Origin of the sequence: Neobacillus notoginsengisoli, from assembly GCF_003515685.1 — a bacterium.
Taxonomy (GTDB): Bacteria; Bacillota; Bacilli; order Bacillales; family Cytobacillaceae; genus Bacillus_D; species Bacillus_D notoginsengisoli.
The window spans coordinates 220,894-246,178 of record NZ_QWEG01000003.1 but is presented as its reverse complement, the minus strand read 5'-3'; the positions used below and the strand labels follow the sequence as shown (position 1 = coordinate 246,178).

The following is a 25,285-nucleotide window of genomic DNA, read 5'->3' as shown; positions in this document are numbered from 1 at the left end:
AGGAACTTAAATCCGAAGAGAGGTTTAGTGTCTCGTTAATCAAGTAAACTCTGGATAGTGAGACGAAATAGAAATTTTCACTAAGAAACCATCAACTGCGGCAATCACCCAATCTGCGGCTGTTGATGGTTTAATTTATTTATTTAGTTCCCCAGCTTCATCAAGTGCAATAACAGTTAACACGAACATCGCATGTGACCATGTCAGCGGCATGACCCATGCAGGCTCACCGGTGTTTTTATCGATTTGTTCCGGCAATAATCCAAGATGATTTGCATGTTTAACAGCCCAATTAAGATATTCACGAGCCTCTTCGAATTTACCAATTATTACATTGTATTGAGCGAGCCATAATGTCGTTAAAATCCACGGATTGCCGCCAATATAAACATCTCCTGGAAAACGCTCGATGCCGCCGACAACCGGTGATGTCAGCAACTTTTCAATTGTTTCCGCAGTTTTCTCCATCCGCTCATCTTCCGCATCAATCATATTAAACGGCACAGATAGACCGAGCAAGCAAATATCTACGACTGGATCTTCCATCAGCCTAAATGTTTTATAGCCTTTTTGATTTTCTTCCATTAGAACTGCTTTGCCCGTGGATTTTGCTTCCTCGTATTTTACCTTGTCTACTGCCAGTTTCAATGCTCTTAAATAAGTGCCGGTTTCTTCATTCCAGCACCTTTCCTCTATTGTTTTTTTGATTAAGTTGGCTGTTTCATCCCATTTTTCAGCTAACGTCCCTTTATTTCGTATCCTGGCTAGTTCTGCCGCTCCCTTCAGTCCTCCATATACTGCTGCAGATGAGTACGTATGTTCTCCATTCCGTTTTTCCCATAAATCATTGCTAGGATACGGTAAATTTGTTTCAGGATCAATATATGAGTGCAAAAAATCCGCGCCTTTCTCGACGGCTGGCCATATCGTTTTTAGAAACTCTTCATCCTTCGTCAACATGTAGTGATGATGGATTCCCCAAAGAATTGAGCCGCATTCATCAATTTGAATGCCCCATGTTGGCGCCAGCACTCCGTCTGAATTAAAACGGTGCTCCCATGCTCCGTCCTCCCTTTGCGTGGTCACCGTAGAATAATAGAATGTTGAAACGAGATCATGATAGCCTGCCTTGTCTGCAGCAGTGGCGATATAGGCTGCATCTCGGCCCCAGCAATAGGCATAACCGCCCGAGTAATCGTAATCCTCATCCACTTCCGGGCCTGCGATAAAGGCGCCAGTCGCTTCATTGTTCAATAGTTTAAATGTAAGCAATGATCTATTATATATTTTCTTTACCTGTTCATTTTCAATGTTCATCTTTTTTGCCTGCTTCAAAAAATCTTCCCAGTAGCTGGCTGTAATCATGGAAAGCTCCTCTGCCCCTGCCTCTTTTGCAGTAGAAAGCACGGAAGCAGCTTCTCCAATGTCTGCACCGGCAGCGATAAAAAGCGGAAAATGAACTTGTTCACCAGGCCGAAGCAGTCCAAGGTCCCATGATAAGGCTCCATCCGTTTTATTCATAATCTGGTTTCCATTCAAATGATTCACTTTGGCAGCTTCCCATGCATTTCCGCATTGGTATTGTGCTGCCTCCCTGCTGCTTCCGACCGCAAATGCATACTGACGAAAATAATGGATTAGACAGTCTTCTGAAAAATTATAGAGGACCGTATTATAGCGTTTTCGGTCGTCTACCATGAAGTCGGAATAAACAACAAAAGATAGATTTCGAGCTGAAGCTGAGTGATTCATAATGGAATAGTCTCTCACAAATACATCCTTGCCAGGGACAATGAAATCTTTTTGGGTTACTTCAATTCCAAGTTCACTGTTAAATCCATTCGTCACAAGAATGTTCGTATTTTCCTCATATACCTGCCTGTATTCCCATCCTTTTTCATGTAAAAAATCCGTCTCGGAATCTGGCCCCGAAAGTTGTACCCCCGTATAAAACCGGTTCACATGCTGTGGGAAATCTATGGCAGGCCAAGTAAGCCGCTGCAGCTGGCCATCTTTAGTAATCGAGGCAAGCATTTTCGAATTCCCGATAATGGCATCAGTCAAGTATGGTTTCTTCCTCATCCACATCCTCCTATCAGCTCTTGGGACGAACCTACTTTATCTATCCCCGCTCCCCCTATGTACAAACTTTTTTTTGCAAAAATACATAAAAAAACAACAAAGACAGCGCTAATGATTAGCGCTGTCACTTTACGGCCTGGCTAAGGGCGGCTGTTAAATATTTTCTCGGTGTTCCGTAATAGACGGTTTGCTGAAATTCCGGGTAAATAGACTCGAATGTTACATAAATCGGGGCATCCAGCAGCCATGGAAAACAGCTGTAGAACACTTGATCGCCATACACAATTGCTGTTAAGGCCAATTCCATTTCTTTTTTGAAAATCATGTAACGAACCTTGGAATATTGTTCGTCATATTCCCCGCCACTAATATGAACTTTTCCAGATAATGAATATTCGCCCATTCTTTGAACCCATTCGGCTTTCACTTCATCCTTGATTTGATCAGATGTTGAAAAACCGTACTCAGGTCCTATAGTCAAGAATAGTTTTCCGGTTGTATCCGAGTGGGCAAGTGTGTATCTTCTGCTTTCGAGTGGCCTGAAAGGGGTAATGGGGGCTATAAATGTTACAGTCAGCATGGAAGGCTTAAACACATTCAAGGCACGCATACTCCTTTCCTTTATACCTGCTGATATAGTGTATGCGTCCTTTTACGATTCGTGACAATTGCCTACTTGAAGGCAAACTTGTTGGCAAAAGAAAAACCCTTTCAAGAAGAAAAGGGTTTTCATACTATTTACTTACTTCTTATTACATACGTACCAGCGACATAGTCATGCAGGGCGCGTTTTTCTCTTGTGAAAAGTGCCATCAAATAACCGATACCGAGTGTAATAACAGAAAGGAAATTGGCAAAATACCTTCCAATGGCCCGCCCATAACTAATTCGTCCCCCATCCGGGCCGATTACTTTAATTCCCATAACCATTTTTCCAAGCGTGGCCTGTTTTGTTGAACCTTCAAGACCAGCTTTATAGCCGATACCGATGATGAATGACAAGAAACTCTTTAATAAATCGCCGTTCGATAACATTAAAATTGCACCAAGGATATATCCCGCGATGGACAACACGATAGAATCGATGATAAGTGCAACGAGACGCTCGCCGAAGTTGGCAAAACGCACCTGTTCATTTGCATAAATAGTAGATCCGTGACTACCGTATTGAGGTGAATGCCCTCCCCCTCCATACTGGCCATGGTTTCCTGGTGCTTTTTGCTCGGGAGCAACCGTGGGTGGACTTGAAATAGGTTCAGTGGAAGCACCATTGAATTTGTGGCCGCAGGTGGAGCAGAAAGATTCCTCCGGTTTACGTGCGGCTCCACAATCCGGACAGCCCTCGGGAGCTTGTTTTTCGAGATATTCCCCGCACTTGCTGCAAAAACGGGCAGCATCATCATTTAGTGTATTGCAATTTGGACAGTACAATGAATAACCCCCTTAAAACGCTCTTGTTACTTAATAGTATAATAAACAGAAAGAAATATTACTAGAATAATTTGTCGGTTTTTTGTCACATATTGTCATAGCACATAAAAAGCAGGCTGTCCGATATGGACAGCCTGCTTCAATCCTTATTCTTTTACCGGCGTGGCGGCTTGCTTCCAAATAGCGACAACCCTCCCGCTTTCTCCTTCATCGACAATAAACGATCCATTAGAGTAGCGGTCGTTATATTTAAGGGTATTCGTATTTACATTTACGATCTGTCCTTTTTCTGTCAAAACGGACAGTAGATCTGACTCCAATGCGGTCTCAATGCCCGCAACCCGGTGGGGATTAGCTTTCAATTCCCTCAAGACCACCACACCTCTTTTTGCGCGCGTAGCCTTTTCAAACTCTCTCAGCCTCATTTTTTTAATGGCACCCCGCTGGGTGACCACCACTATCGATTCCTTGCCTTCAGGGTTTACCACCTTCCCGCCGGCAATGAGATCGTCATCCTTCAGGTTCATGCCTTTGACCCCTGCTGCCCTGATCCCGATTGGGCTGACCTCATCCTCACTAAACCAAAGGGCGTATCCAAGATTGGAGACAAGGAACAGGTCCTGTTTGCCATCTGTCACATGGACATCAATAACTGTGTCGTTGCCTCTAAGATTAATGGCTGTTAGTGGTCTTGAATATCGCTGGGCCTGATAGAGCTTCAATTCTGTTTTCTTAACCATTCCATTCCTTGTGACAAACACGAGGAAGGATTCGACCTCGAACGATTGGACAGGCAAAGCTTTAATGATTTCTTCGTCACGTTCTATAGGAATGATATTCGCGACATGCTGACCCATGTCCTTCCATCTGATATCAGGAAGCTCATGAACAGGCAGGTATAAATAGTTCCCTTTGCTCGTAAACAGAATTAATACATGTTTTGTATTCATATCAAGCTGGACAAAAAGCCTGTCGGAATCCTTCATGGCAAGATCCTGGCCATTTGACGCGGAGTATGAACGGAGGCTTGTCCTCTTGATATAGCCTTCCTTTGTAACCGTCACGATAACATCCTCGCTAGGAACCATCACTTCGAGGTTGATTTTCAGTTCTTCAATCTCTGCTTCAATGCTGGACTTGCGACTGTCGGCAAAACGTTTCTTTACATCCTTCAAGTCTTTTTTGATGACAGAGTTCAGCTTCTTTTCGCTTTCAAGAATGGAGGTTAAATCATTTATTTTTTTTGCGAGTTCTTCCGCTTCCTTCTGGAGGGCGGTAATATCCGTATTAGTCAGGCGGTAAAGCTGTAAAGAAACGATGGCTTCAGCCTGCGCCTCCGTAAAGGCGAACTTGGCAATAAGGTTATCCTTCGCATTCCGCTTATCTTTTGAAGCCCTGATGGTGGCAATAACCTGGTCAAGAATGGAAAGTGCCTTCATCAACCCTTCTACGATATGCTGGCGTTCCCTCGCTTTTTTTAGTTCATAGTTGGACCGCCTTGTCACAACTTCCTTCTGATGCCCAATATAGGCATCGAGCAGTTCCCTTAACCCCATCAGCACAGGGCGCTTATTATGGATGGCCACCATATTGAAGTTATAAGAAACCTGCAGATCGCTGTTTTTGTATAAATAATTTAGGATACCTAAAGCATCCGCATCTTTTCTTAATTCAATCACGATTCTGAGGCCGGTCCGGTCAGTTTCATCACGGATTTCCGAGATGCCTTCAAGCTTCCGGTCCAGCCGGAATTCGTCCATTTTTTTAACAAGGTTAGCCTTATTGACGTCATAAGGGAGTTCAGTGATGACAATTTGCTGTCTGCCGCCTCGTATATCCTCAATTTCAGCTTTGCTTCGCACGATAATTTTTCCCCGGCCAGTTTCATAGGCCTTTTTGATTCCGTCAATCCCCTGGATGATGCCGCCAGTCGGAAAATCCGGTCCTTTAATGACAGTCATCAACTCATCGACCGTCACATTAGGGTTGTCCATCCTCATTATGACCGCATCAATGACTTCTCCGAGATGATGAGGAGGAATATCAGTGGCATAACCAGCTGATATTCCTGTTGAACCATTGACGAGTAAGTTCGGGAACATGGCAGGTAAAACGGTTGGCTCACTCGATGTATCATCGAAGTTAGGAATGAAGTCTACTGTCTGCTTTTCAATATCCCTTAGCAGCTCTGTTGCAATCGCCGACAAGCGCGCTTCTGTATAACGCATAGCTGCCGGAGGGTCGCCGTCGACACTGCCGTTGTTTCCATGCATTTCGACAAGTACATTACGAACTTTCCAATCCTGGCTCATCCGGACCATTGCTTCATAAACAGACGTGTCGCCATGCGGATGATAGTTACCGATTACATTCCCGACCGTCTTCGCGGCTTTTCTGAAGCCTTTTTCGTGTGTATTGCCCTCAACATGCATGGCATATAAAATCCGCCGTTGGACAGGTTTCAATCCGTCCCTTGCATCCGGAAGGGCTCTTTCCTGGATAATATATTTACTGTATCTTCCAAACCTGTCGCCAAGGACATCTTCAAGAGGAAGGTCACGGAATTTCTCTGTCATGGTCATAGTCCGGTCTCCTCCTCGGTAACTGTAATATTTTCATTATCAAGTATACTGTCTAGCTCCGCTTCTTCTTCCAATCCAAATGCGACATTTGACTCGATCCATTTTCGCCGCGGCTCTACCTTGTCACCCATAAGAGTGGTGATTCTCCGTTCGGCCCTGGCAACGTCATCTATTTTTACCCGAATGAGTGTCCTCGTTTCCGGGTCCATTGTCGTTTCCCACAGCTGGTCGGCATTCATTTCACCTAGCCCTTTATAACGCTGGATCATATAGCCTTTTCCGACCTTTTTCATAGCCGCCTGAAGTTCATCCTCATTCCAAGCATATTCAATGACTTCTTTTTTCCCGGCTCCCTTGCTGACCTTGTATAGGGGAGGAAGGGCGATAAAAATCTTTCCTTCTTCCACAAGCGGTTTCATATACCGGTAAAAGAAAGTGAGCAGGAGAACCTGGATGTGTGCTCCATCTGTATCGGCATCTGTCATGATAATGACTTTGTCGTAATTGATATCGCCAATGTTAAAATCTGTTCCGACTCCACCGCCAATTGCATGGATAATCGTGTTGATTTCTTCGTTTTTAAAGATATCCTGGAGTTTGGCTTTTTCTGTGTTGATAACCTTTCCCCTCAAAGGCAGGACAGCTTGAAAACGGCGATCGCGCCCTTGTTTTGCTGAACCGCCGGCCGAATCGCCCTCTACAAGATATAGTTCATTTTTTTGTGGGTTTCTAGATTGTGCCGGGGTAAGCTTGCCCGATAATACAGCATCAGTCCGCCTGCGCTTTTTGCCGCTTCTCGCATCTTCCCTGGCTTTTCGGGCAGCTTCCCTCGCCTGATACGCTTTAATCGATTTTTTTATCAGTAATGAACTGATGTCTGGATTTTCCTCGAGAAAATAAGAAAGATGTTCGGATACAACCGAATCGACTGCCGATCTTGCTTCACTTGTTCCGAGCTTGCTTTTCGTCTGCCCTTCAAATTGAAGCATCCCTTCAGGAATCCGCACAGAAATAATGGCTGAAAGCCCTTCGCGAATATCAGCGCCATCCAGATTTTTATCTCTTTCCTTCAAAAGGGAAACCTTCCGGGCGTAGTCATTAAAAATTCGTGTCATCGCGGTCTTTGACCCTGCTTCATGTGTTCCTCCGTCCTTTGTACGGACGTTGTTGACAAAGGAAAGGACATTTTCGGAATATCCGTCGTTAAATTGGAAGGCAAACTCAACCTCTATATCGCTGTGGATTCCTTCTAAGCTTACGACAGGATGTAAAGCTTCTTTTCCTTCATTTAAATATTCAACAAACGCTTCTATTCCATTCTCATAATGGAATGTCTCCTGGGTTCCATTCCGGTCATCGACTATGTTTATTTTCATTCCCTTTAACAAGAAAGCAGATTCTCTTAGCCGCTCGCTCAAGGTTTCAAAATTATATGCTGTAACGGAAAAGATAGTCGGATCCGGTTTAAAATGGATCGTTGTGCCAGTTTGGTTTGTTTTGCCTAGTTTTTCAAGAGTTGTTTCAGGTTTTCCGCCGTTTTGGAAACGCTGTTCGTAAATGAAACCATCTCTTTTTATCGTCACAACCAGCCATTCGGATAAAGCGTTCACGACAGATGCCCCGACACCATGCAAACCGCCGCTTGTTTTGTAGCCGCCTTGTCCAAATTTTCCGCCGGCATGGAGGACTGTCAAGATTACTTCGGGCGTAGGCTTGCCAAGTTTATGCATTCCAGTCGGCATACCCCGACCTTTATCACTTACACTGATTGAATTATCTTTATGGATTTTAACAGTGATTTCGCTCCCGTAACCGGCAAGCGCTTCGTCGATCGAGTTGTCGACAATTTCATATACCAGGTGGTGAAGACCCCTGGCATCAGTACTTCCGATGTACATGCCGGGTCGTTTCCTGACTGCTTCGAGCCCTTCAAGAACGTGGATGGCATCATCATCATAGTTAAAAGCCTGTTGGTTTGTTACCACTAAAATACCCCTTTCATAAAATGCCAAAGAAAGAAATACTGCTCTCTCCAAAATTCATTTTTTATATTAAAATTAAAGGAAAACACACAAGTGAACAGGTGTTCGTAAGTTAATTTTACCATAACTTGCCCTGCCGTCTATGCTTTATTGTATCGATTTATTTCGTTTTGGCAAATGCGTAAAAAGAAAAAAACCTGCAGAAATGTCTATTTTGTGAGGAATGAAATACTTTTTTAAATAATAAAATTGCTGTCTTAAAGGGAATTTTGATTATTTATTATAGAGTTGATTAGAGCGGAAGGCGCGTAGACTCCTCGAAAATCCTCAATGATGCTATCGCATAATTTCGTGCGATGTAAGTTCAGGGAAGCTTTCCTTTTTGGAGCGGAAATCAACAAACGTTTTACAAAGCCAATGAGATAAGAAAAGCTGCCGATGATGGCAGCCTGTTTTAGAGGGGATCTATTGAATCATAGCAAGTTCAACTTTAATGCATTTATCCATAACAACCGTATACCCTTTTTCTTTCAAAAATTGATACGCTTCCTCATTGGCAAGCCCTAGCTGAGCCCAGAACACATCTGCATCTATCTCTGCAAACTCTCTTGCCACCTCAGGTAAATATTCTGAGCGGCGAAACACATTGACAATATCAACATGGCCTTCGATGTCCTTCAGTGAAGCAACTGCCTTTACTCCGAGGGCTTCCTCTATTTGAGGGTTTACCGGGATAATTTCATATCCGGCTTTTTGCATGACCTCCGAGACCATATAGGAGGTTTTTGCAGGATTATCACTCAGTCCCACAACAGCAATTCGTTTAGATTTCCCGAAAATTTCTTTCATTTCTTCCCGGCTGGGATTTTTGATCATATTTAGTTCCCTCCTCAGCTCCTATTAGTTCTAGTTTACCTTGGAAAGGTTGAAATACCCATTTATTTGCCTTGGGGTCAAAATCTTAATAGATATATGTCTAGTGCCACGTGATAAAATAGCAATAGAAATATGGCGTTTTCAAAAGAAAATGGTACAATAAAGTGTAACTTCCAACAAAACACGCTGAGTATTAGATTTAGAAAAAGGAGAATTGGAATGGCTGAAACGGTTTTATTATGTATCCTGGCCTATTTAATCGGCTCAATTCCTTCCGGTTTGATTGTCGGTAAGGTCTTTTATAAGAAAGATATCCGCCAGTATGGCAGTGGAAATCTTGGCGGAACAAATACATTCAGGACTCTCGGAGTCAAGGCCGGGATTGCGGTTACTTTGGCTGATATACTGAAAGGGACATTGGCAGCATCTCTTCCGGCATTATTAGGAGTGGCGGAAATAAATGCTTTGATACCAGGGATGATTGCGGTTATTGGACATATGTATCCTGTGTTTGCGGGGTTCCGGGGAGGAAAAGCGGTTGCGACATCCGGCGGAGTTCTCCTGTTTTATGTTCCAATCATGTTTTTGGTTATATTCGCTATGTTTTTCATTTCTTTGTTCCTTACTAAATATGTTTCTCTATCTTCGATGGTTGCCGGAATCAGTGCTGTTACTTACTCTATTTTAGTAGAGCCAAGGGATATTCCGTTGATTATCATTGTCATTATTCTTACTACTTTTGTTTTTTACAGGCACAGAGAAAATATTAAAAGAATCTTGAATAAGACCGAACCTAAAATAAAATGGCTATGAAGGGACATTTCCTTCATAGCTTTTTTTTTCGTAAAATGCTTTTTGAAATTGGGAATATTGTCGATGCTGGTATGATATTTTCTTTTGTAGGTGGTTTTTGACGTAAAATAGCAAAAAGTAAGGAAGAAATTGCTAGGTATAAATTTGTAAAAATATTGGAATTTTTGTATGATTGAAGCGTAACTAGTTTATATACCCTTTATTTAACGCCTTAAACCACTAACTTGAGAGGTTTTTAAAAATAATTTACCAAGGGTCAAAAACAAATGGAATTAGCATTTAAAAACTTGCCCTTTCCATGTTTTATCTTAAATAAACATTTTGAAATAGAATCCGCTTCGCTCTGTGCTAAGGAAATCTTTTCAGAAACCTCAACATTTCTCCACTTGATTGCAGAAGAATATAGGCTAAAAACAAGTCAATTCCTCTCTGCGTCTAGAATGTCAGGCTCAATAGAAGTGGCAATGAAAGAAGAAGAAGCCTCACATTACTATCAATTCTATAAATCGAAGGACTCCTATGGCAATTTAGTCGTCTACTGTTTTCCTATCTCTAATAGGGCTGCTGAGCTTAAGATGGCGATGGATCGGCTGGAAAAAAGAGTTCTTGCTTTTAACATTGAATTTGCGAGCCAAAAAGCAGATATGGAAAAACAGGCAGAGGAACTAAAGGCAGGAAAAGTTTATTCTGAAGATTTAGGTAAGCTGGCTGCTGGAATCGCGCATGAAATAAGGAACCCTCTTACGACTGTTAAGGGGTTTATTCAGTTGCTTAAACCCGAGCTAAAGGAGATGGGGAAAGAGCAATATGCAAATGTCGCCATTGAAGAAATTAATCGTGCGAATATGATTATAGGCGAGTTTTTGAATGCGACAAAGCCGTCAGCCAGGGTAAAAAATGAAACCTCTGTCAATGGGCTGGTCAGAGAAGTCATTATGCTTTATGAAAGCGAATCAATTTTGCGAAACATTAAACTTGTCTCCAGGTATGATGAAAATGATAATGTTTATTTACTTGATTCAGGCCGCATGAAACAAGTACTGGTCAATCTAATAAAAAATGCTATGGAAGCGATTGAATCATCAGAAAACAAAGATAGACGCGAAATTAGGATTAATACAAATACAGCAGCCGATGGTTTCTCAATTTCAATAGAAGATAGTGGCTGCGGAATGGATCTTGAAACACTAAGTCAATTGTTCTCCCCTTTTTACTCAACTAAACAGAACGGTAATGGGATTGGCCTGAATGTTTGTAAAAAAATCATTGAAGATCATAATGGGACGATTAAAGTAAAGAGCAATGTTGGGAAAGGCAGTGTTTTCTGCATTTCTGTTACCAACTCCAATACGTGAATATGGCAATTTCCCAATTTTCACGAATCGTTCAATATCATTACAATTAGATAAGAGGGTCTTCCTTTACAATAGTAGTAAGCACTTTACAGTGAAGGGAGACTTCCAATGCCAGGAACAAAACAGTTTGACTTTGTTTTTTCTACCTCCGTCACACCGAATCCTTCCAAAGAGGAGTTTATTGTAGAATTCTATCCCTGTACGCCCGATTTAGAATGCAATGGAAAACCAATAAAAATAACGAGGAATTTCGAGGAATTGATTGACTTTATTGAGGAAATGGAAGAATTGGAGAACGCCTCTAACCCTGCATTTAACTCCTAATAAAATGGTGTCCCTCATCGGGACACCATTTTTTATACTTTCAGCAACTGGAACTTTCCGCTTCCGAACACGTCTTTTACATAATCAAGTTTTGTATCGTTAAAATAAACAAAATCCTGATCATGAATTAAAATCTTAAGTCCTTCAAATTCAAATTCCTGGTCTTTCGGTAACTTCTGCTCTTCCAGAGACAGATTCAGCTGTGGCCCGCCTCAGCCGATGCCCATAGTCAGCCGGATATACAATTGTTCACCGTCGGTTTTTTTTTCATTATCAAGCGCCTTAGATAGTACACGGAAGGCAGCATCTGTCAACTTAAACATAGAATCACCTCATTGGGAAAATTTTTCTTTTAAAATCATGTTTATACGTTAAAATATAGGTGGAATGTTATTAACTAACATTTATCATAAAACATAAAGCCCCTCGGGAAAAATATTTTGCTTATAGGAGAGGATTCCATGTGAAGGAATACCCGCTTTTTAAAACGATAGCAGTAATTGGAGCATTGTCTTTGACTACGCTCCTAGCTGCATGCACGAATGGATCTGAAACGGAATCAAGGCCCGTACCAAAATCTCATGCGGACAGACCGTTTGAAGTCCAAGGGAAATCAATAAAGGAATCATTAACCATAGGGGCAATAGGTGACATTTTGATCCATGACCTTGTGTATGAAGATGCAAAATCATCAGATGGCTACAATTTTAATCCGATGTTTGAACCTGTAAAAGATTTGCTGCAGGCTCCAGATATACTGACTGCAAATCAGGAAAGCCTTGTTGGCGGTACAGAACTGGGTATTTCCAGCTACCCATCATTCAACAGCCCTTTCGAGTTGTCGGAAGCTGTGATCAATAGCGGGGTTGATATCGTTTCTACGGCCAATAACCACTCGCTTGATAAAGGCTATCGAGGCGTTGAAAAACAAATTGCTTATTTTGAAAAAATCAGTCTGCCTTATGTAGGGACAGCCGTCAGCCAAGAAGGCCGCGACAAAGTGACTGTGCTGAAGAAGAATGGGATCAGACTTGCCTTTTTATCTTACACTTACGGAACAAATGGTATCCCAATCCCGCAAGGTAAGGCGTTTTCTGTCAATCTGATTGACAGGGAGTTAATGAAAAAGGATATTGCCAAGGCACGCCAGGAAAGTGATGTGGTTATAGCCAGCATGCACTGGGGAAACGAATATCAGCGCTATCCGACTGATGAACAAAAGGATTTGGCGAAATTCCTTGCCGGTGAAGGCGTCGATATTATTTTCGGGTCCCACCCCCATGTGCTGCAGCCAATGGAGTGGATTGAACGGTCTGATGGGAAAAAGACTTTTGTCGTATACTCTTTGGGGAATTTCATCTCCGCACAAGTACGTGATTATAAAGATATTGGCGGCCTAGTCACCCTGGAAATCACAAAAACGATTAGTGAAAAGGGTACAACGGTTGAACTGGCCAATCCCTCCTTCCATCCGACATTCGTATACCGGAAAAATGGCCGCAATTTTAGGGTTGTGCCGATGGAAAAAACGGGTGCGTATGGAATATCCACCCCTGAACAAATGACATTGGAAACAATCGAACATATGACTCAGTGGCTCCGGTAAATTCGGGGCTTTTTTTGTTCGCTGTGCCTTCTCTTTGATTTTGTTATGGATAAAGGAAATAATATAGATGAAACTGTATTAAGTTTTGGATTTGTTTCCGAAGCGGAGGTTAAGGGAAAAGGAACACATACACTTACTTTGGAACTGAAACTACATATGGTTTAGGGAAAACGAACCTTGGATTTTTGGCCAAAAGGGTTACACGAGGAGGATTCAACATGAATTTACAGGTAAACGACACGGCAGCTCAATGGTATAAAGAAGAAATGGAACTCAAAGCGGGAACTTTCATCCGTTTTTATGTCCGCTACGGGGGATTCAGCCAGCTCCAATCGGGATTTTCTCTAGGGGTTTCTGTTGAAGAACCAGTTGATCCAGCTGTCACAGCGGAATCAGAAGGACTGATATTTTATATTGAAGAGAAAGATTTATGGTATTTTGACGAGAGAGACGTTGAAGTTGTTTTGGATAAAAAGAGTAATGAACCAATATTTAACCATCATTAAGACGAATTTAACGAGTAAAAGCGGCCTAAATGGCCGCTTTTCATCATTCCCAAATATGTTCATGCAGCCCTTCGGCATTCAAAATTTCCTTTTGACGTTTTCCAATCAGGTCAAAATGGGAATATCCATCTGGGCGGTAGTGAATCCATTCTTTTTGAAGCCCGTATTTCCGTCCCCATTCAGCCAATCGCTTCAGATCCTTACAGCCTGCTTTCGTGACGGTTTTACAACCAGGAAATCTGTCATCCAGCCAGTAGTGAGTTAAAAAAGCAATTTCTCCATGGTCTATCTTTCGTTTCCATTCAATTATCTCTTTCTTTTTAATTCCGAATGCCACCCGTTTTCCCCTTCCTTAATCCTCTTTTCCGGCGGCTTTCTCGTAGGCGCTGTGCCAGTCGGGGTATTTCCTCTTTAAAGAAACCGGCCGGAAATTTTCTTTTTTTACACACACATGAACTGAACTGCCAGTCAATGCCAGTTCCCCCTCTTCGTTGAGGATTTCATATCCATATTTCACCCGGAATCCATCGTATTCCTCAATCCACGTTCTTACAACAGCGGATTGTCCATATCTTAATGGTTTCTTATAGGACGCCTGGATATCAATAACTGGCGAGATGATGCCGTCTTCTTCCATTTTCGCATAACTGAAGCCCAGTTCTTTAATAAAACTGGTCCTCCCTATTTCCATCCATACTAGATAATTGGCATGGTATACAACGCCCATTTGATCTGTTTCGGCATAGCGTACGTCGACCTTTGCTTCACTGATTACCATATACTAAATTCCACTTCCTTTTAGCGTTTCACAATACAGTTTTTCTTCCCCATGGTACCATATTGAACGGGCTCCCGCTAAAATCCTGCTTTAAATAAAAGTCAAGAGGACCCGTGCAAAAACAGGTCCTCTCGTTTAATGATTAATCTTGTCCTTGATACCTTGCTTCATCTTTGACTTCCATTCTCATTGCTTCAATGCTTTCACGCCTGCGGGCATTTTTTTCTTCAACTTGCCTTTTCGTTTCATCACTGTCACTTAAGGCAAGAGTTTCTTCAGCTCTTTCCATATTCTCAATTGTGTTGTGAATCATTTCCTGCAGCTTTTCAACATTATCGCTGCGGTCATCTGGTTTTGGGGTTGTTTGATCGGCCATTCTCATTCCTCCTATTTCTTTGATGCATTTCATAGTTTTCATCAATAGGTGAAAAAATATGAGTGGTCAATGCGAGCAAAAGATAAACCCGGCTACATGGCCGGGTTTAATCCTTTATAACCTGTTAAATTCCAGCTGGCAAAGCAAGCGAAGTTATTCCCCTTTTGTCTGGATTACCTGGGCGTGTTCACCGGAAGTGTCTTGCATTTTCTTCCCTTTATTGCCGCTGAATCCCCTTGGCTGTGTGCCCAAGTGTTTTGGGGTAAAATGTTTGCTGTCTTTTTTAGGATTTCCCATTGCCATCCCTCCTGACAATATTTTTGCCAGGAACAGCTAAAATCATATATGGTAAAACAATGTTTCTATTCAGCTCTTTCGATTCGCTTTGCCTCAAGGCGCTTTTCGATTTTTTCCATTAACGCCTCATCCTTCATAATTTGGTTTTTATTCTCAGATACAAGCTCAGCAAATGAGCGTTTACGTGGCTTTCGCATAGTATCACCTTCCTTAATTACTATTCTAACAGTAATTATGCCCGGAAACGGTTTCAATTATTACAACTTTTCGAAAATTTAATCGAAAGTTTTATTTTATAAGGAAAAGTAATAAGTGTTTATTTTTTGAAACAATTGATATAGACAGTTATATAAAAAATACCGACCATTGCACTGGTCGGCTCATGTTTATTTCAAATCGTTTACATATTGGACCATGGCATCGTGAGGCATGGCCCCTTTAAACACGTCCTGTATGATTCCATTACTGTCGATAAAATAGGTTGTCGGTATAGCAATGATCTGATAAAGTGCGTTTACTTTGTCATCTACATCCAAGGGGATCGGGAAGGTAATTCCATTCTCATCGACAAATCCTTGTACATCCAGCTGAGGATCTATATTAACAGCAAGAATGACGACATCATCGCCCACTTCAGTAGATAGCTGCTGCATAGCTGGCATTTCTGCTTTACACGGGCCACACCAAGTTGCCCAAAAATTCAACATAACTTTTTTCCCTTTAAGGCTAGATAGCTTGATTGTATCGCCTTTCAATGTTTTTAGCTCAAAATCCGGTGCTTTGACTCCTGGCTTAAGCCCATCTACTATTGCCTCACTTTTAACCCCAGTCTCTTCTTTTTTATCAACTGCCTGGAATATCGCAATGGCGGTCAATGCAATCAGTAGTCCGGCGGCAATCCACTTTTTTGCCATTTGCGCCCCTCCTTTTATCCTCTAATTCGATTTTACACTATACAGACTGGGGAAATAACATGCCTATCGTCTAAAAAAATGCCGATAATGTGACATTTCTCTCCTTCATGGCAATTGACGATTAAATCTACCTCAACTCTCTTTCAAAAGGGGAAAGCTGAACATAAAGACAGCAGAAAAAACACCATGCGAAATGCCGCATGGTGTTTTGGGTTGATTAAGCTTTAAGCTTTTCACGGAGAACCATTGGCAAGATTCCTCCATGGCGGTAATAATCAATTTCAACTTCCGAATCGAAGCGAACAAGTACTTCAAACTCGGTTGATTTACCGTTTTCGTCAACTGCAGTCACTTTGACAACGTCTCGAGGGCGTACGTTTTCATCAACTTGTACAGTAAATGTTTCTTTCCCTGACAGTCCAAGTGATTCGGCATTTTCTCCTTCTTTGAACTGAAGCGGCAGAACGCCCATCATGACGAGATTGGAACGGTGAATCCGTTCAAAGCTCTCAGCAATGACTGTTTTGATGCCGAGTAGGTTTGTTCCTTTGGCAGCCCAGTCACGTGAGGAGCCCATTCCATAATCCTTGCCGGCAATGACGACCAGTCCGGTTCCTGCTTCCTTATATTTCATACAGGCATCATAAATGGTTGTTACTTCCCCGGTTGGCCAGTAAGTAGTGAAACCGCCTTCTGTTCCAGGGGCAATTTGGTTTCTGATCCTGATATTCGCAAATGTTCCACGCATCATGACTTCATGGTTGCCCCGGCGAGATCCGTAAGAGTTGAAATCACGCGGCTCAACACCTTTTTCACGCAAGTACTTGCCGGCAGGTGTATCTTTGCCAATTGCGCCTGCAGGTGAAATATGGTCTGTCGTAACCGAATCGCCAAATTTGGCAACTACCCTGAGGCCGTTGAGTGGCTCAACTTGGCCTGGCTCAGGTGAAAGCCCTTCAAAATAAGGCGGGTTTTGGATATAAGTCGAATCACGATCCCAGGAATACAAAGGCTCATTGCTCGTTTTAATTTCATTCCAGCGCTCGTTATCACTGAAAACATTCTCGTATTCCCTTCTGAACAATTCAGGGGTAACCGTCTTTTTAACAACTTCATTCACTTCATCGGTAGCCGGCCAAATATCCATAAAGTAAACATCGTTCCCGTCACGATCTTTCCCAATTGGTTCCGTCCGGAAATCAATATTCACATTTCCTGCAAGAGCATAAGCGACAACCAATGGCGGCGAAGCCAGGTAATTCGCTTTTACAAGTGGATGGATGCGGCCTTCAAAGTTACGGTTACCGGACAATACTGAAGTGACAAGCATATCGTTATCCGCTACAGCTTTTTCAATTTCTTCCCGTAGCGGTCCGGAGTTACCGATACATGTCGTACATCCATAGCCGACCAGGTTAAAGCCTAGCTGCTCAAGATAAGGAAGCAGTCCCGAGTCGCGCAGATAGCCTGTTACGACTTTAGATCCAGGCGCCAAGGAGGTTTTAACGAATTTAGGTACTTCCATTCCAAGTTCAACCGCTTTTTTAGCAAGTAATCCAGCACCTACAAGGACGTAAGGATTGGAGGTGTTTGTACAGCTTGTGATCGCTGCAATTGCGACGGCTCCTGTTTTCATAATGGTTTGGTCACCGTTATGGAAGGAAACTTTTACTTCTTTGTCAAGTTCTTTTTCTTTCAATCCAAAGCCCTGATTTCCCTGTGGGGCGCTCACCGCTTTTACAAACTCTTCCTTCATTTTGGAAAGCGGAATCAAATCCTGTGGCCGTTTCGGACCGGATAGGTTGGCTTCAATGGTGGAGAGGTCGATTTCAACGACATCTGTGTAAACTGGTTCTTCATCTGGATTGAAGAATAATCCATTTGCTTTGCAGTATGCTTCAACAACTTTTATTTGTTCCTCATCACGGCCGGTTAAACGGAGATAATCAAGCGACTCGTCATCAATTGGGAAAAATCCGCATGTAGCGCCATATTCTGGTGCCATGTTGGCGATTGTTGCCCGGTCAGCAAGCGGAAGGGCTGAAACGCCAGGCCCGTAGAATTCCACGAACTTTCCAACGACCCCCTTGCTTCTTAGAACTTGGGTAACCTTTAAAGCAAGGTCCGTTGCGGTTGCCCCGTTAGGAAGCGTGCCAGTGAGTTTTACCCCGACTACTTCAGGTACAGGAAAATAGGACGGCTGACCCAGCATTCCTGCTTCAGCTTCAATCCCGCCTACTCCCCATCCAAGGACTCCGAGACCATTGATCATGGTTGTATGTGAATCTGTCCCAACGAGAGTGTCAGGGAAAGTTTCCAGTTCACCTTCAGAGTTTTTCGCGACATGGACAACATCGGCAAGGAATTCAAGGTTTACCTGATGGACAATCCCTGTTGCCGGCGGAACCGCGCGGTAATTATTAAAGGCTTTTTGTGCCCAGTTCAGGAACTGGTAACGCTCAGCATTTCTCTCAAACTCAAGTAGCATATTGGCTTCGAGAGAACCCGGATTGCCGTATTGGTCAACCTGGACAGAGTGGTCAATGACCAAATCCACTGTCTTTTCAGGATTAATCGTATCGGGATCTCCGCCAAGGTCAGCGACTGCCTTACGTAATGAAGCAAGATCAACAACAACAGGCACCCCGGTAAAATCCTGGAGGATGACCCGGGTCGGTTTGAAAGGAACATCAACATCCTTTACTTCGCTCGTTCCCCATTTTGCCAAGTTTTCAACATGCTCTTTAGTAATGACGCGGCCATCATATTGCCTTAGGACTGACTCTAATAAAACTTTAATAGAGTATGGCAGCTTTGTAACTTTGCCTGCGCCTGCATCTTCAAGGGCGGCGAGACGGTAATAATGATAGCGTTTACCGTTCGCTTCAAATGAAGAGCGGGCATTAAATACATCAGTTTTCGACATATACTTACCCCCTTATTTCCATACCTTAATGATAAATCAAAAAATTGTAAAAGTCGAAAAGTTTGAATTTAATTGGATGTAAACGACTTTTCTCACAATTATATCGTAGTATAATAAGTTCCCTCTGTAAATGACTTGATAATTATAAAATAACATAAGTTTTTCTTATAACATAAGTTTTTCTTATCACCAGAATCTTCACATGCCAAAATTAACTTCTTCATAAAGTGGAAACACTAATGACGGGAGGTGATGAAATGCCGAGACGGAGAGCCAACCACGTACGTCCGGGAATGAATGCGGCAAAAGCCCAAGGAATGGGCGCTGGATATAATGAAGAAGCAGGAAATGACCCTCTAACCGAAATGGAAAGGCAAAATAATAAAAAAAGAAAAAAGAATCAATAAGGATAAAAGCGGAAGCGCCTGTTTAGCGCCGTATGGACTGGAGGGCTCCGAGGGAGATAAAGGAAACACGATGAGCGTTAGCGAATCGATGTTGACTTATCGTAGCGAGGGGACCGAAGTACACTAGGCGCTAGGCGCTGGAGCTAGACAAACTTAAAAAGAACAGGCTAGGATCGTTAGCCTGTTCTTTTTATTCATTGAAAGTGATTTACCTCTTCCACAATTGACTTTAAATCCTGCTGGAACCTTTCCAATTCTGCCCGCTGATGTTCTGATGCGACTTCCAAAGCGTTTTCAATTTGCTGATACGCTTCATTCACTTCATTTTTTAAATGCTTCAGCTGATGTCCGTAGCTTGCGCTATCACGGACAATTTCGGAATAAAGCTCCCTTGCTTCCTCTACTCCCTGCTGGGCAGCCTGAAAAGCCTGCTGTTTGTTTTTATGATACGGCATGATGTCCACTCCTTCATGATGGTAGCGTGTACCGTTAAAATGTGCGAAATCATGTGAAATATTCAGGCGAAAACCAATAACCTTTTGGAATCTCCATGTCAGTACCTGATGGATAAATTCATGCTGGAATCACATCCTATGAACAGGAGGGATGGATATGGCGAAAAAAGATAACCGAAAAAATGCAAAAGATGTGCAAAATGTTAGCCAGCCGGAACCTATGAGCGGTTCCCATAAGGTGAAAAACCGGCAGCACTCACGGCAAAAGCATAATTCCCATCATGATATGTGATAAAAAAGCCCCTGACGTTTCAAAAACGCAGGGGCTTTTCGAGCATTGTTACCACTGTGATAACGAAGTAAGAATGATGTTCTCCTCTTCACGGGTAACCGTCCGTAAATCGAGAATAACTTCACCATCGTGGATACGGGCAATGATTGGCAGCTCAGCTTCCAGCCTTAGTTTATCCGCCAGCTGTCCGGCAGAAAGGGTTTCGTGCGTGAGAGAAACAGAATAGGATGGAAGGCTAACATCGGGCATCGTTCCTCCGCCAACTTGGCCAGTTGAAGGAATGGCAGCTGCTTTATACCTATTTGATTTTGCAATAAGGTTTTGAATAAAGCGTTCTGCCCTTTCTTTTAATTCATCCTGGCTTGTCAAAAGGCTGCGTACAGTAGGAATATTCCTTATCCCTGCCTCACCCTTCGCATAGTCGATCAATGTCCCTTCGAGTGCCGCCAAAGTCATTTTATCAACCCGGACAACCCTCGCCAGTTGATGTTTCTTTAACGTATCAATTAATTTCTTTTTACCGGCAATAATCCCCGCCTGCGGGCCGCCCAGCAGCTTGTCCCCGCTAAAAGAAACGATATCAGCCCCTATTTTGAGGACTTCCCTCACATGGGGTTCTTCGCCAATTCCATGTCTTTTGAAATCGTAAAGTGCCCCGCTGCCGAGGTCTTCATAAAAAACAATATTGTCAAGGCTGGATGTAAGCTGGACAAGTTCATCGGTTTCAACTGTTTTCGTAAAACCAATTGTTTTAAAGTTGCTTGTGTGGACCTTCATAATCATCGCTGTATGTTCAGTGACAGCCTGTTCATAATCATAAAGATGGGTTTTATTTGTCGTACCAACTTCAACGAGCTTTGCCCCGCTCTCTTCCATGATGGATGAAATCCTGAATGAACCACCAATCTCGACAAGCTGACCGCGTGAGACGATAACTTCCATTTCTTTCGCGAGCGCCCGCAAAATCAAATAGACAGCAGCAGCGTTATTATTGACCACCATTGCCGCTTCGGCACCGGTAATATCCTTTAATAAGCATTCAATATGGCTGTGCCTGGACCCTCTCTCGCCTTCTTCCAACTTGTATTCGAGATTGGAATAATTCCCGGCAACCTCTGCGGCATGCCGAATTGCTTCCTCGCTAAGTCTGGCTCTTCCTAGATTTGTATGTAAAATAGTCCCAGTCGCATTAATAACTCTTTTGAGGGTAAAGGAATACACCTTTCCAACTTTTTGAACGAGTTGGTCGAATAAGGCATCTGTAAATGCGGCTGTGCCGGGTTCCGGTCCTACCCAGTTCCCCACTAATATCGCTTCCCTTACCTCATCAACGATAACTCTTACTTGCGCGACAAGCTGGGTGGAATCAATATTCGTTCTTAGTAACAACTCTTTAAAGCGGCTGTCCTGCTGAAGCTCATGGACAGGCGGAATAGATCGAAGCAACTGTTTCATTAGGAAAAACCCCTTCATACAAAATTATGCGCTTCCATTATACCATTTTTCATAAGAAGGAAATGGAAGCTTAGGGCAAAAACAAAAACAACTCCCCGGGAACAGGCCGGGAAGCTGTTTATAAAGATTCCATTTTATTGATGAGTTCTTCTGCCTTCGGAAAAAGGCCGGTTTCATTTTTGGAGTAAAGATTCTCTCCATTTACTGTTACCTCAAACACACCACCGGAAGCCGGTACCAGCTCCATCTTCTTAATATTGTGGCGAAAATGTGTAAACAATTCTTCCGCGACACTCGCGGCTTTAGGCGCATAGTTTCACATCATGCAAAATTCGACTTTAACTTCAAAAGTCTTCATAAAAAAACCTCCATTATTGTCAGTTGATGATAATTGTAGTATATCCTTAAAATAATTCGCAAATCATCTGCCTGCCTGCATGCAGAAATCCACTGTTAAAGGTATACTAATGATTGGAGGTGGACAAATTGAGCGAACAGGAAAAAATCCGCCTGACCTCTTTATCAACGAAAGCAGGTTGAGGCTGCAAAATTGGTCCTGAGGACCTGGCGCAAGTTTTGCGTCTTTTGCCAAAGCAAGACCCCGTCCCTGAGCTTCTGGTTGGACATGAAACTTCGGATGATGCGGGAGTCTATAAGTTAACAGATACAATTGCTTTAATCCAGACGGTTGATTACTTTACCCCAATCGTTGATGATCCCTATATGTTTGGCCAAATAGCCGCTGCCAATTCGTTAAGCGACGTTTACGCAATGGGCGGCGAGCCCAAAACTGTCCTCAATATCGTAGGGTATCCAATCAAAAAACTTGGCGCCGAGATGTTGTCTGAAATACTGCGCGGTGCCGCAGATAAGGTAAAAGAAGCTGGGGCTCTTACAGTCGGCGGCCATTCGATTGATGACCAGGAACCGAAATTCGGCTTGTCCGTCACAGGTATCGTCCATCCGGATAAAGTATGGAAGAATGTCGGTGCCTTGCCGGGGGATGCTCTTGTATTAACCAAACCACTCGGTGTGGGAATCCTGACAACTGGGATTAAACGCGGTGCAGTTTCACCGGAACAGGAAGAAAAGGTAACTGAAACAATGGCAATGCTTAATAAAACAGCAGCAGAAGCGCTGAAAAAATATCATCCCCATGCCGTTACGGATGTGACCGGATTTGGCTTGCTCGGCCATGGAAGCGAAATTGCCCGCGGAAGTTCCGTGAGCTTTGAGTTTGATTTTGCTGCCGTGCCATTTTTGAACGGCGCTCTGGAACTAGCCAGGGATGGCGTCGTACCGGGCGGAACGAAGTCCAACCACGCCTGGTTAAAAGAAGATATTGAGTACAACGGGCTTTCCACTGAGGAGCAGCTTCTAGTGTGTGATGCGATTACTTCCGGAGGTCTGCTCGTTTCAATGCCAGCAGATCAAGCGGGGAATTATGTGGCGGACCTTCATACATTAGGTCTCCATGAAGCTTCTATCGTTGGAAAAGTGATAAAACAGAAAGAAAAACTTATCTATATCAGCAAGTAAAAAAAGGAGCCTGTCCGGTTTTTGATACGCCGGAAGGCTCCTTTCTTTATATTTTTTTGCTAATTTTATCAAGCATGTCCTTTGTCATGGAAACAAGGTCGTATTCAGCCTTAAAGCCCCATTCTTCGGAAGCCGCTGAAGAATCAAGCGAATTCGGCCAGCTGTCGGCTATTCTTTGCCGAATCGGATCAACCGCATAGGACAGTTCAAATTCAGGGATATGCTTTCTGATTTCAGCCGCAACACCTTCCGGATCAAAGCTCATAGCGGTTACATTGAAGGAGTTCCTGTGAACAAGCTTAGCAGGGTCAGCTTCCATCAAGTTGACGATTGCATTCAAGGCGTCAGGCATATACATCATATCCATATAAGTCCCTTTATCGATGAAAGATTTATACTTTTTGTTTTTAACAGCTTCATAATAAATTTCTACCGCATAGTCGGTCGTACCGCCGCCCGGAGGAGCAACATAGGAAATCAGCCCGGGGAAACGTAAACCGCGTGTATCAACTCCAAATTTATGATAATAATAATCGGATAAAAGCTCACCGGCTACTTTATTGACACCATACATTGTTGTAGGACGCATGATCGTATCTTGAGGTGTCCCATTCTTTGGTGTAGATGGGCCGAATGCTCCGATTGAGCTTGGAGTAAAAAACTGCGCTCCTATTTCTCTTGCTGTTTCAAGAGCGTTCATCAGGCCGCCCATGTTTAAGTTCCAAGCAAAAACTGGATTTGCTTCAGCTGTGGCAGAAAGTAGCGCAGCGAGATGCATAACGGTATCGACTTCATATTTCTTAGCGATTTCCACCATTCTGTTCCCGTCGGTAACATCCAAAATTTCATAGGGGCCGCTTGTTGCCGCTTCCTTTTGCGGATTTACTTTAATGTCTGTTGCGATGACATGATCATTTCCGTAAATCTCACGCAGCCGGAGTGTCAGCTCGGAACCAATCTGGCCAAGCGCCCCTGTTATTAGAATTCGTTTCATTGTCGTTTTCCTCCCCCGTATGCAAAGCCTGTTTCAGTCAAAGTTCATTTAAATTATTTAATGACGCCCATTTCTTTTCCTACTTTTTCATAAATGGAAATGGCTTTGTCAAGCATTTCCTTCGTATGGGCAGCTGTTGGCATATTCCGTACCCTGCCTGTTCCGGCTGGTACTGTCGGGAATACAATCGATTTTGCGTAAACGCCTTCTTCATCCAGTCGCTTGCTGAATTCCTGCGTCAGCTTTTCTTCGCCGATTATGCATGGCGTAATCGGAGTTTCGCTGTTTCCGATATTAAAGCCCAAATCCTTCAAGCCTTTTTTTAAGTAGTTGCCGTTTTCCCAGAGACGCTCAACCAACTCCGTACTTTCTGTCAAAACTTCAATGGATGCGATTGAAGCAGCCACATCTGCGGGTGTCAGGGAAGTCGAAAACAAGAATGGCCGGCTGCGGACCTTCAGCCAATCAATTAGATTCTTTTTACCAGCAACATAACCACCAACAACGCCGATGGCTTTCGATAGTGTGCCGATTTGGAAATCAATCTTATCCTGAAGCCCAAAGTGTTTAACAGTCCCTGCTCCTTTTCCAAGGACACCTGAACCGTGTGCGTCGTCAACATATGTCATCAAGTCGTATTCTTCGGCAATTTCGACGATTTCGGGAAGAAGGGCAATGTCCCCATCCATCGAGAAGACACCATCGGTAATGACCATCAATTTTTTGTATAAGCCCGATTCCCTGGCTTCTTTAGCTTTTGCGCGGAGATCATCCATATCCGAGTGGTTAAATCGGATGATTTTCGCGCGCGACAACCTGCAGCCGTCGATAATGGATGCATGGTTCAGTTCATCAGACAAGATGGCATCGTTTTTATCCATGACTGCCGAAATTGCCGCCATATTGCAATTGAATCCGGACTGATAAGCAATAGCTGCTTCAGTTCCCTTGAACTCGGCGAGCTTTTCCTCTAATTTGACATGAAGTTCAAGTGTACCGTTGATTGTCCTTACCGCACCTGCACCGACTCCAAATTGTTCAATCGCCTTTTCAGCCGCTTTTTTTAGCCGATCAGCTGTTGCGAGGCCAAGGTAGTTATTGGAGGAAAGGTTGATTAGTTCCCTGCCCTTGATTTTGATAACAGGACCGTTTGGGCTTTCTAGCGGATCAATGACATTATAAAGGCCTTTTTCTTTCAGTTCGTTCAGATTTGAAATCAAGAATTGTTCCAGTGTTTTGCTGGACATATTTATCTCTCCTTTGTTTTCATTATTCAAAAAGTAATCGGTATGTAG

The 25,285-nt window shown here is 43.1% G+C and carries 25 protein-coding genes and 1 pseudogene; 8 read left to right on the top strand and 18 right to left on the bottom strand.

Features of this window, described 5'->3' with window-relative positions:
* Positions 1–135 precede the first annotated feature (135 nt).
* From D1B31_RS05835 to D1B31_RS05810, 6 genes are all read right to left on the bottom strand, one after another.
* Positions 136–2,082: a glycoside hydrolase family 15 protein gene (locus D1B31_RS05835; RefSeq protein ID WP_158587474.1), complete on the bottom strand. Its 1,947-nt coding sequence runs from the start codon at positions 2,080–2,082 to the stop codon at positions 136–138.
* Positions 2,083–2,206: 124 nt separating this feature from the next.
* The gene (locus tag D1B31_RS05830; protein ID WP_240035195.1) at positions 2,207–2,677 is read right to left on the bottom strand and encodes a staygreen family protein; all 471 of its coding nucleotides are present in this window, start codon (positions 2,675–2,677) and stop codon (positions 2,207–2,209) included.
* A gap of 143 nt (positions 2,678–2,820) precedes the next feature.
* Entirely contained in the window at positions 2,821–3,513 is a 693-nt protein-coding gene (locus D1B31_RS05825) for an RDD family protein (protein WP_118919810.1), read from the bottom strand.
* Positions 3,514–3,659: 146 nt separating this feature from the next.
* Positions 3,660–6,095 (bottom strand): DNA topoisomerase IV subunit A, encoded by a 2,436-nt coding sequence (gene parC / locus D1B31_RS05820; protein ID WP_118919809.1) that lies wholly within the window; start codon positions 6,093–6,095, stop codon positions 3,660–3,662.
* Positions 6,092–8,080 (bottom strand): DNA topoisomerase IV subunit B, encoded by a 1,989-nt coding sequence (parE, locus tag D1B31_RS05815; RefSeq protein WP_118919808.1) that lies wholly within the window; start codon positions 8,078–8,080, stop codon positions 6,092–6,094. Before parE ends, parC begins: the two co-directional genes overlap by 4 nt.
* Positions 8,081–8,542: 462 nt before the next feature.
* Positions 8,543–8,953, bottom strand: a complete 411-nt coding sequence (locus D1B31_RS05810; RefSeq protein ID WP_192894735.1) for a CoA-binding protein — start codon at positions 8,951–8,953, stop codon at positions 8,543–8,545.
* Between the two features lie 219 nt (positions 8,954–9,172).
* On the opposite strand from D1B31_RS05810, the gene plsY reads away from it, so the two are divergent.
* The 5 genes from plsY to D1B31_RS05785 all read left to right on the top strand — a co-directional run bounded on the left by plsY (position 9,173) and on the right by D1B31_RS05785 (position 13,557).
* Complete coding sequence (gene plsY, locus D1B31_RS05805; RefSeq protein ID WP_118919807.1) at positions 9,173–9,766, top strand: glycerol-3-phosphate 1-O-acyltransferase PlsY; 594 nt, start codon at positions 9,173–9,175, stop codon at positions 9,764–9,766.
* 440 nt (positions 9,767–10,206) lie between these two features.
* On the top strand, positions 10,207–11,121 hold the full coding sequence (locus D1B31_RS05800) for an ATP-binding protein (protein WP_158587473.1): 915 nt from the start codon (positions 10,207–10,209) through the stop codon (positions 11,119–11,121).
* Positions 11,122–11,229: 108 nt separating this feature from the next.
* Complete coding sequence (locus D1B31_RS05795) at positions 11,230–11,445, top strand: hypothetical protein (protein WP_118919805.1); 216 nt, start codon at positions 11,230–11,232, stop codon at positions 11,443–11,445.
* 463 nt (positions 11,446–11,908) lie between these two features.
* Positions 11,909–13,051, top strand: coding sequence for a CapA family protein (locus D1B31_RS05790; protein ID WP_118919804.1), 1,143 nt, complete (start codon positions 11,909–11,911; stop codon positions 13,049–13,051).
* A 218-nt stretch (positions 13,052–13,269) separates the two neighbouring features.
* The gene (locus D1B31_RS05785) at positions 13,270–13,557 is read left to right on the top strand and encodes a HesB/YadR/YfhF family protein (protein ID WP_118919803.1); all 288 of its coding nucleotides are present in this window, start codon (positions 13,270–13,272) and stop codon (positions 13,555–13,557) included.
* A gap of 43 nt (positions 13,558–13,600) precedes the next feature.
* Here D1B31_RS05785 and D1B31_RS05780 read toward each other — a convergent pair whose 3' ends face one another.
* From D1B31_RS05780 to acnA, 7 genes are all read right to left on the bottom strand, one after another.
* Complete coding sequence (locus D1B31_RS05780; RefSeq protein ID WP_118919802.1) at positions 13,601–13,894, bottom strand: hypothetical protein; 294 nt, start codon at positions 13,892–13,894, stop codon at positions 13,601–13,603.
* Between the two features lie 15 nt (positions 13,895–13,909).
* Positions 13,910–14,335 (bottom strand): acyl-CoA thioesterase, encoded by a 426-nt coding sequence (locus D1B31_RS05775; RefSeq protein WP_118919801.1) that lies wholly within the window; start codon positions 14,333–14,335, stop codon positions 13,910–13,912.
* Between the two features lie 142 nt (positions 14,336–14,477).
* Complete coding sequence (gene tlp / locus D1B31_RS05770) at positions 14,478–14,711, bottom strand: small acid-soluble spore protein Tlp (protein ID WP_118919800.1); 234 nt, start codon at positions 14,709–14,711, stop codon at positions 14,478–14,480.
* A gap of 153 nt (positions 14,712–14,864) precedes the next feature.
* Positions 14,865–15,008 carry an acid-soluble spore protein N gene (locus D1B31_RS05765; protein WP_118919799.1) on the bottom strand — a complete coding sequence of 48 codons (144 nt, stop codon included), beginning with the start codon at positions 15,006–15,008 and terminating at the stop codon, positions 14,865–14,867.
* Between the two features lie 65 nt (positions 15,009–15,073).
* Positions 15,074–15,205: an FbpB family small basic protein gene (locus D1B31_RS05760; protein WP_118919798.1), complete on the bottom strand. Its 132-nt coding sequence runs from the start codon at positions 15,203–15,205 to the stop codon at positions 15,074–15,076.
* Between the two features lie 189 nt (positions 15,206–15,394).
* On the bottom strand, positions 15,395–15,922 hold the full coding sequence (locus D1B31_RS05755) for a redoxin domain-containing protein (RefSeq protein ID WP_118919797.1): 528 nt from the start codon (positions 15,920–15,922) through the stop codon (positions 15,395–15,397).
* 217 nt (positions 15,923–16,139) lie between these two features.
* Positions 16,140–18,848 (bottom strand): aconitate hydratase AcnA, encoded by a 2,709-nt coding sequence (acnA, locus tag D1B31_RS05750; RefSeq protein ID WP_118919796.1) that lies wholly within the window; start codon positions 18,846–18,848, stop codon positions 16,140–16,142.
* A gap of 257 nt (positions 18,849–19,105) precedes the next feature.
* On the opposite strand from acnA, the gene sspO reads away from it, so the two are divergent.
* Complete coding sequence (gene sspO, locus D1B31_RS05745; RefSeq protein WP_118919795.1) at positions 19,106–19,255, top strand: small acid-soluble spore protein O; 150 nt, start codon at positions 19,106–19,108, stop codon at positions 19,253–19,255.
* Between the two features lie 194 nt (positions 19,256–19,449).
* Here sspO and D1B31_RS05740 read toward each other — a convergent pair whose 3' ends face one another.
* The gene (locus tag D1B31_RS05740; protein WP_118919794.1) at positions 19,450–19,710 is read right to left on the bottom strand and encodes a hypothetical protein; all 261 of its coding nucleotides are present in this window, start codon (positions 19,708–19,710) and stop codon (positions 19,450–19,452) included.
* 157 nt (positions 19,711–19,867) lie between these two features.
* On the opposite strand from D1B31_RS05740, the gene D1B31_RS05735 reads away from it, so the two are divergent.
* Complete coding sequence (locus tag D1B31_RS05735) at positions 19,868–20,002, top strand: small acid-soluble spore protein P (protein WP_118919793.1); 135 nt, start codon at positions 19,868–19,870, stop codon at positions 20,000–20,002.
* Between the two features lie 48 nt (positions 20,003–20,050).
* Here D1B31_RS05735 and selA read toward each other — a convergent pair whose 3' ends face one another.
* Positions 20,051–21,457 carry an L-seryl-tRNA(Sec) selenium transferase gene (gene selA, locus D1B31_RS05725; protein ID WP_118919792.1) on the bottom strand — a complete coding sequence of 469 codons (1,407 nt, stop codon included), beginning with the start codon at positions 21,455–21,457 and terminating at the stop codon, positions 20,051–20,053.
* 118 nt (positions 21,458–21,575) lie between these two features.
* A pseudogene (locus D1B31_RS05720) lies at positions 21,576–21,761 on the bottom strand (Rdx family protein); the annotation flags it as partial.
* A gap of 182 nt (positions 21,762–21,943) precedes the next feature.
* Here D1B31_RS05720 and selD point away from each other — a divergent pair.
* Positions 21,944–22,996: a selenide, water dikinase SelD gene (gene selD / locus D1B31_RS05715; protein ID WP_118919790.1), complete on the top strand. Its 1,053-nt coding sequence runs from the start codon at positions 21,944–21,946 to the stop codon at positions 22,994–22,996.
* Between the two features lie 46 nt (positions 22,997–23,042).
* On the opposite strand, the gene D1B31_RS05710 is transcribed toward selD, so the two are convergent.
* Positions 23,043–23,990 (bottom strand): L-threonine 3-dehydrogenase, encoded by a 948-nt coding sequence (locus D1B31_RS05710; protein WP_118919789.1) that lies wholly within the window; start codon positions 23,988–23,990, stop codon positions 23,043–23,045.
* A gap of 53 nt (positions 23,991–24,043) precedes the next feature.
* The gene (locus tag D1B31_RS05705; protein ID WP_118919788.1) at positions 24,044–25,237 is read right to left on the bottom strand and encodes a glycine C-acetyltransferase; all 1,194 of its coding nucleotides are present in this window, start codon (positions 25,235–25,237) and stop codon (positions 24,044–24,046) included.
* Positions 25,238–25,285 lie beyond the last annotated feature (48 nt).

Coding starts and splice junctions, on each gene's coding strand:
- D1B31_RS05795 (WP_118919805.1), top strand. CDS start 11,230: ATGCCAGGAACAAAACAGTTTGACTTTGTTTTTTCTACCTCCGTCACA.
- selA (WP_118919792.1), bottom strand. CDS start 21,457: ATGAAACAGTTGCTTCGATCTATTCCGCCTGTCCATGAGCTTCAGCAG.
- D1B31_RS05775 (WP_118919801.1), bottom strand. CDS start 14,335: ATGGTAATCAGTGAAGCAAAGGTCGACGTACGCTATGCCGAAACAGAT.
- D1B31_RS05735 (WP_118919793.1), top strand. CDS start 19,868: ATGGCGAAAAAAGATAACCGAAAAAATGCAAAAGATGTGCAAAATGTT.
- D1B31_RS05760 (WP_118919798.1), bottom strand. CDS start 15,205: ATGCGAAAGCCACGTAAACGCTCATTTGCTGAGCTTGTATCTGAGAAT.
- tlp (WP_118919800.1), bottom strand. CDS start 14,711: ATGGCCGATCAAACAACCCCAAAACCAGATGACCGCAGCGATAATGTT.
- D1B31_RS05765 (WP_118919799.1), bottom strand. CDS start 15,008: ATGGGAAATCCTAAAAAAGACAGCAAACATTTTACCCCAAAACACTTG.
- parC (WP_118919809.1), bottom strand. CDS start 6,095: ATGACCATGACAGAGAAATTCCGTGACCTTCCTCTTGAAGATGTCCTT.
- D1B31_RS05785 (WP_118919803.1), top strand. CDS start 13,270: ATGAATTTACAGGTAAACGACACGGCAGCTCAATGGTATAAAGAAGAA.
- acnA (WP_118919796.1), bottom strand. CDS start 18,848: ATGTCGAAAACTGATGTATTTAATGCCCGCTCTTCATTTGAAGCGAAC.
- D1B31_RS05810 (WP_192894735.1), bottom strand. CDS start 8,953: ATGATCAAAAATCCCAGCCGGGAAGAAATGAAAGAAATTTTCGGGAAA.
- D1B31_RS05800 (WP_158587473.1), top strand. CDS start 10,207: ATGTCAGGCTCAATAGAAGTGGCAATGAAAGAAGAAGAAGCCTCACAT.
- plsY (WP_118919807.1), top strand. CDS start 9,173: ATGGCTGAAACGGTTTTATTATGTATCCTGGCCTATTTAATCGGCTCA.
- D1B31_RS05710 (WP_118919789.1), bottom strand. CDS start 23,990: ATGAAACGAATTCTAATAACAGGGGCGCTTGGCCAGATTGGTTCCGAG.
- D1B31_RS05705 (WP_118919788.1), bottom strand. CDS start 25,237: ATGTCCAGCAAAACACTGGAACAATTCTTGATTTCAAATCTGAACGAA.
- sspO (WP_118919795.1), top strand. CDS start 19,106: ATGCCGAGACGGAGAGCCAACCACGTACGTCCGGGAATGAATGCGGCA.
- D1B31_RS05740 (WP_118919794.1), bottom strand. CDS start 19,710: ATGCCGTATCATAAAAACAAACAGCAGGCTTTTCAGGCTGCCCAGCAG.
- D1B31_RS05835 (WP_158587474.1), bottom strand. CDS start 2,082: ATGAGGAAGAAACCATACTTGACTGATGCCATTATCGGGAATTCGAAA.
- D1B31_RS05755 (WP_118919797.1), bottom strand. CDS start 15,922: ATGGCAAAAAAGTGGATTGCCGCCGGACTACTGATTGCATTGACCGCC.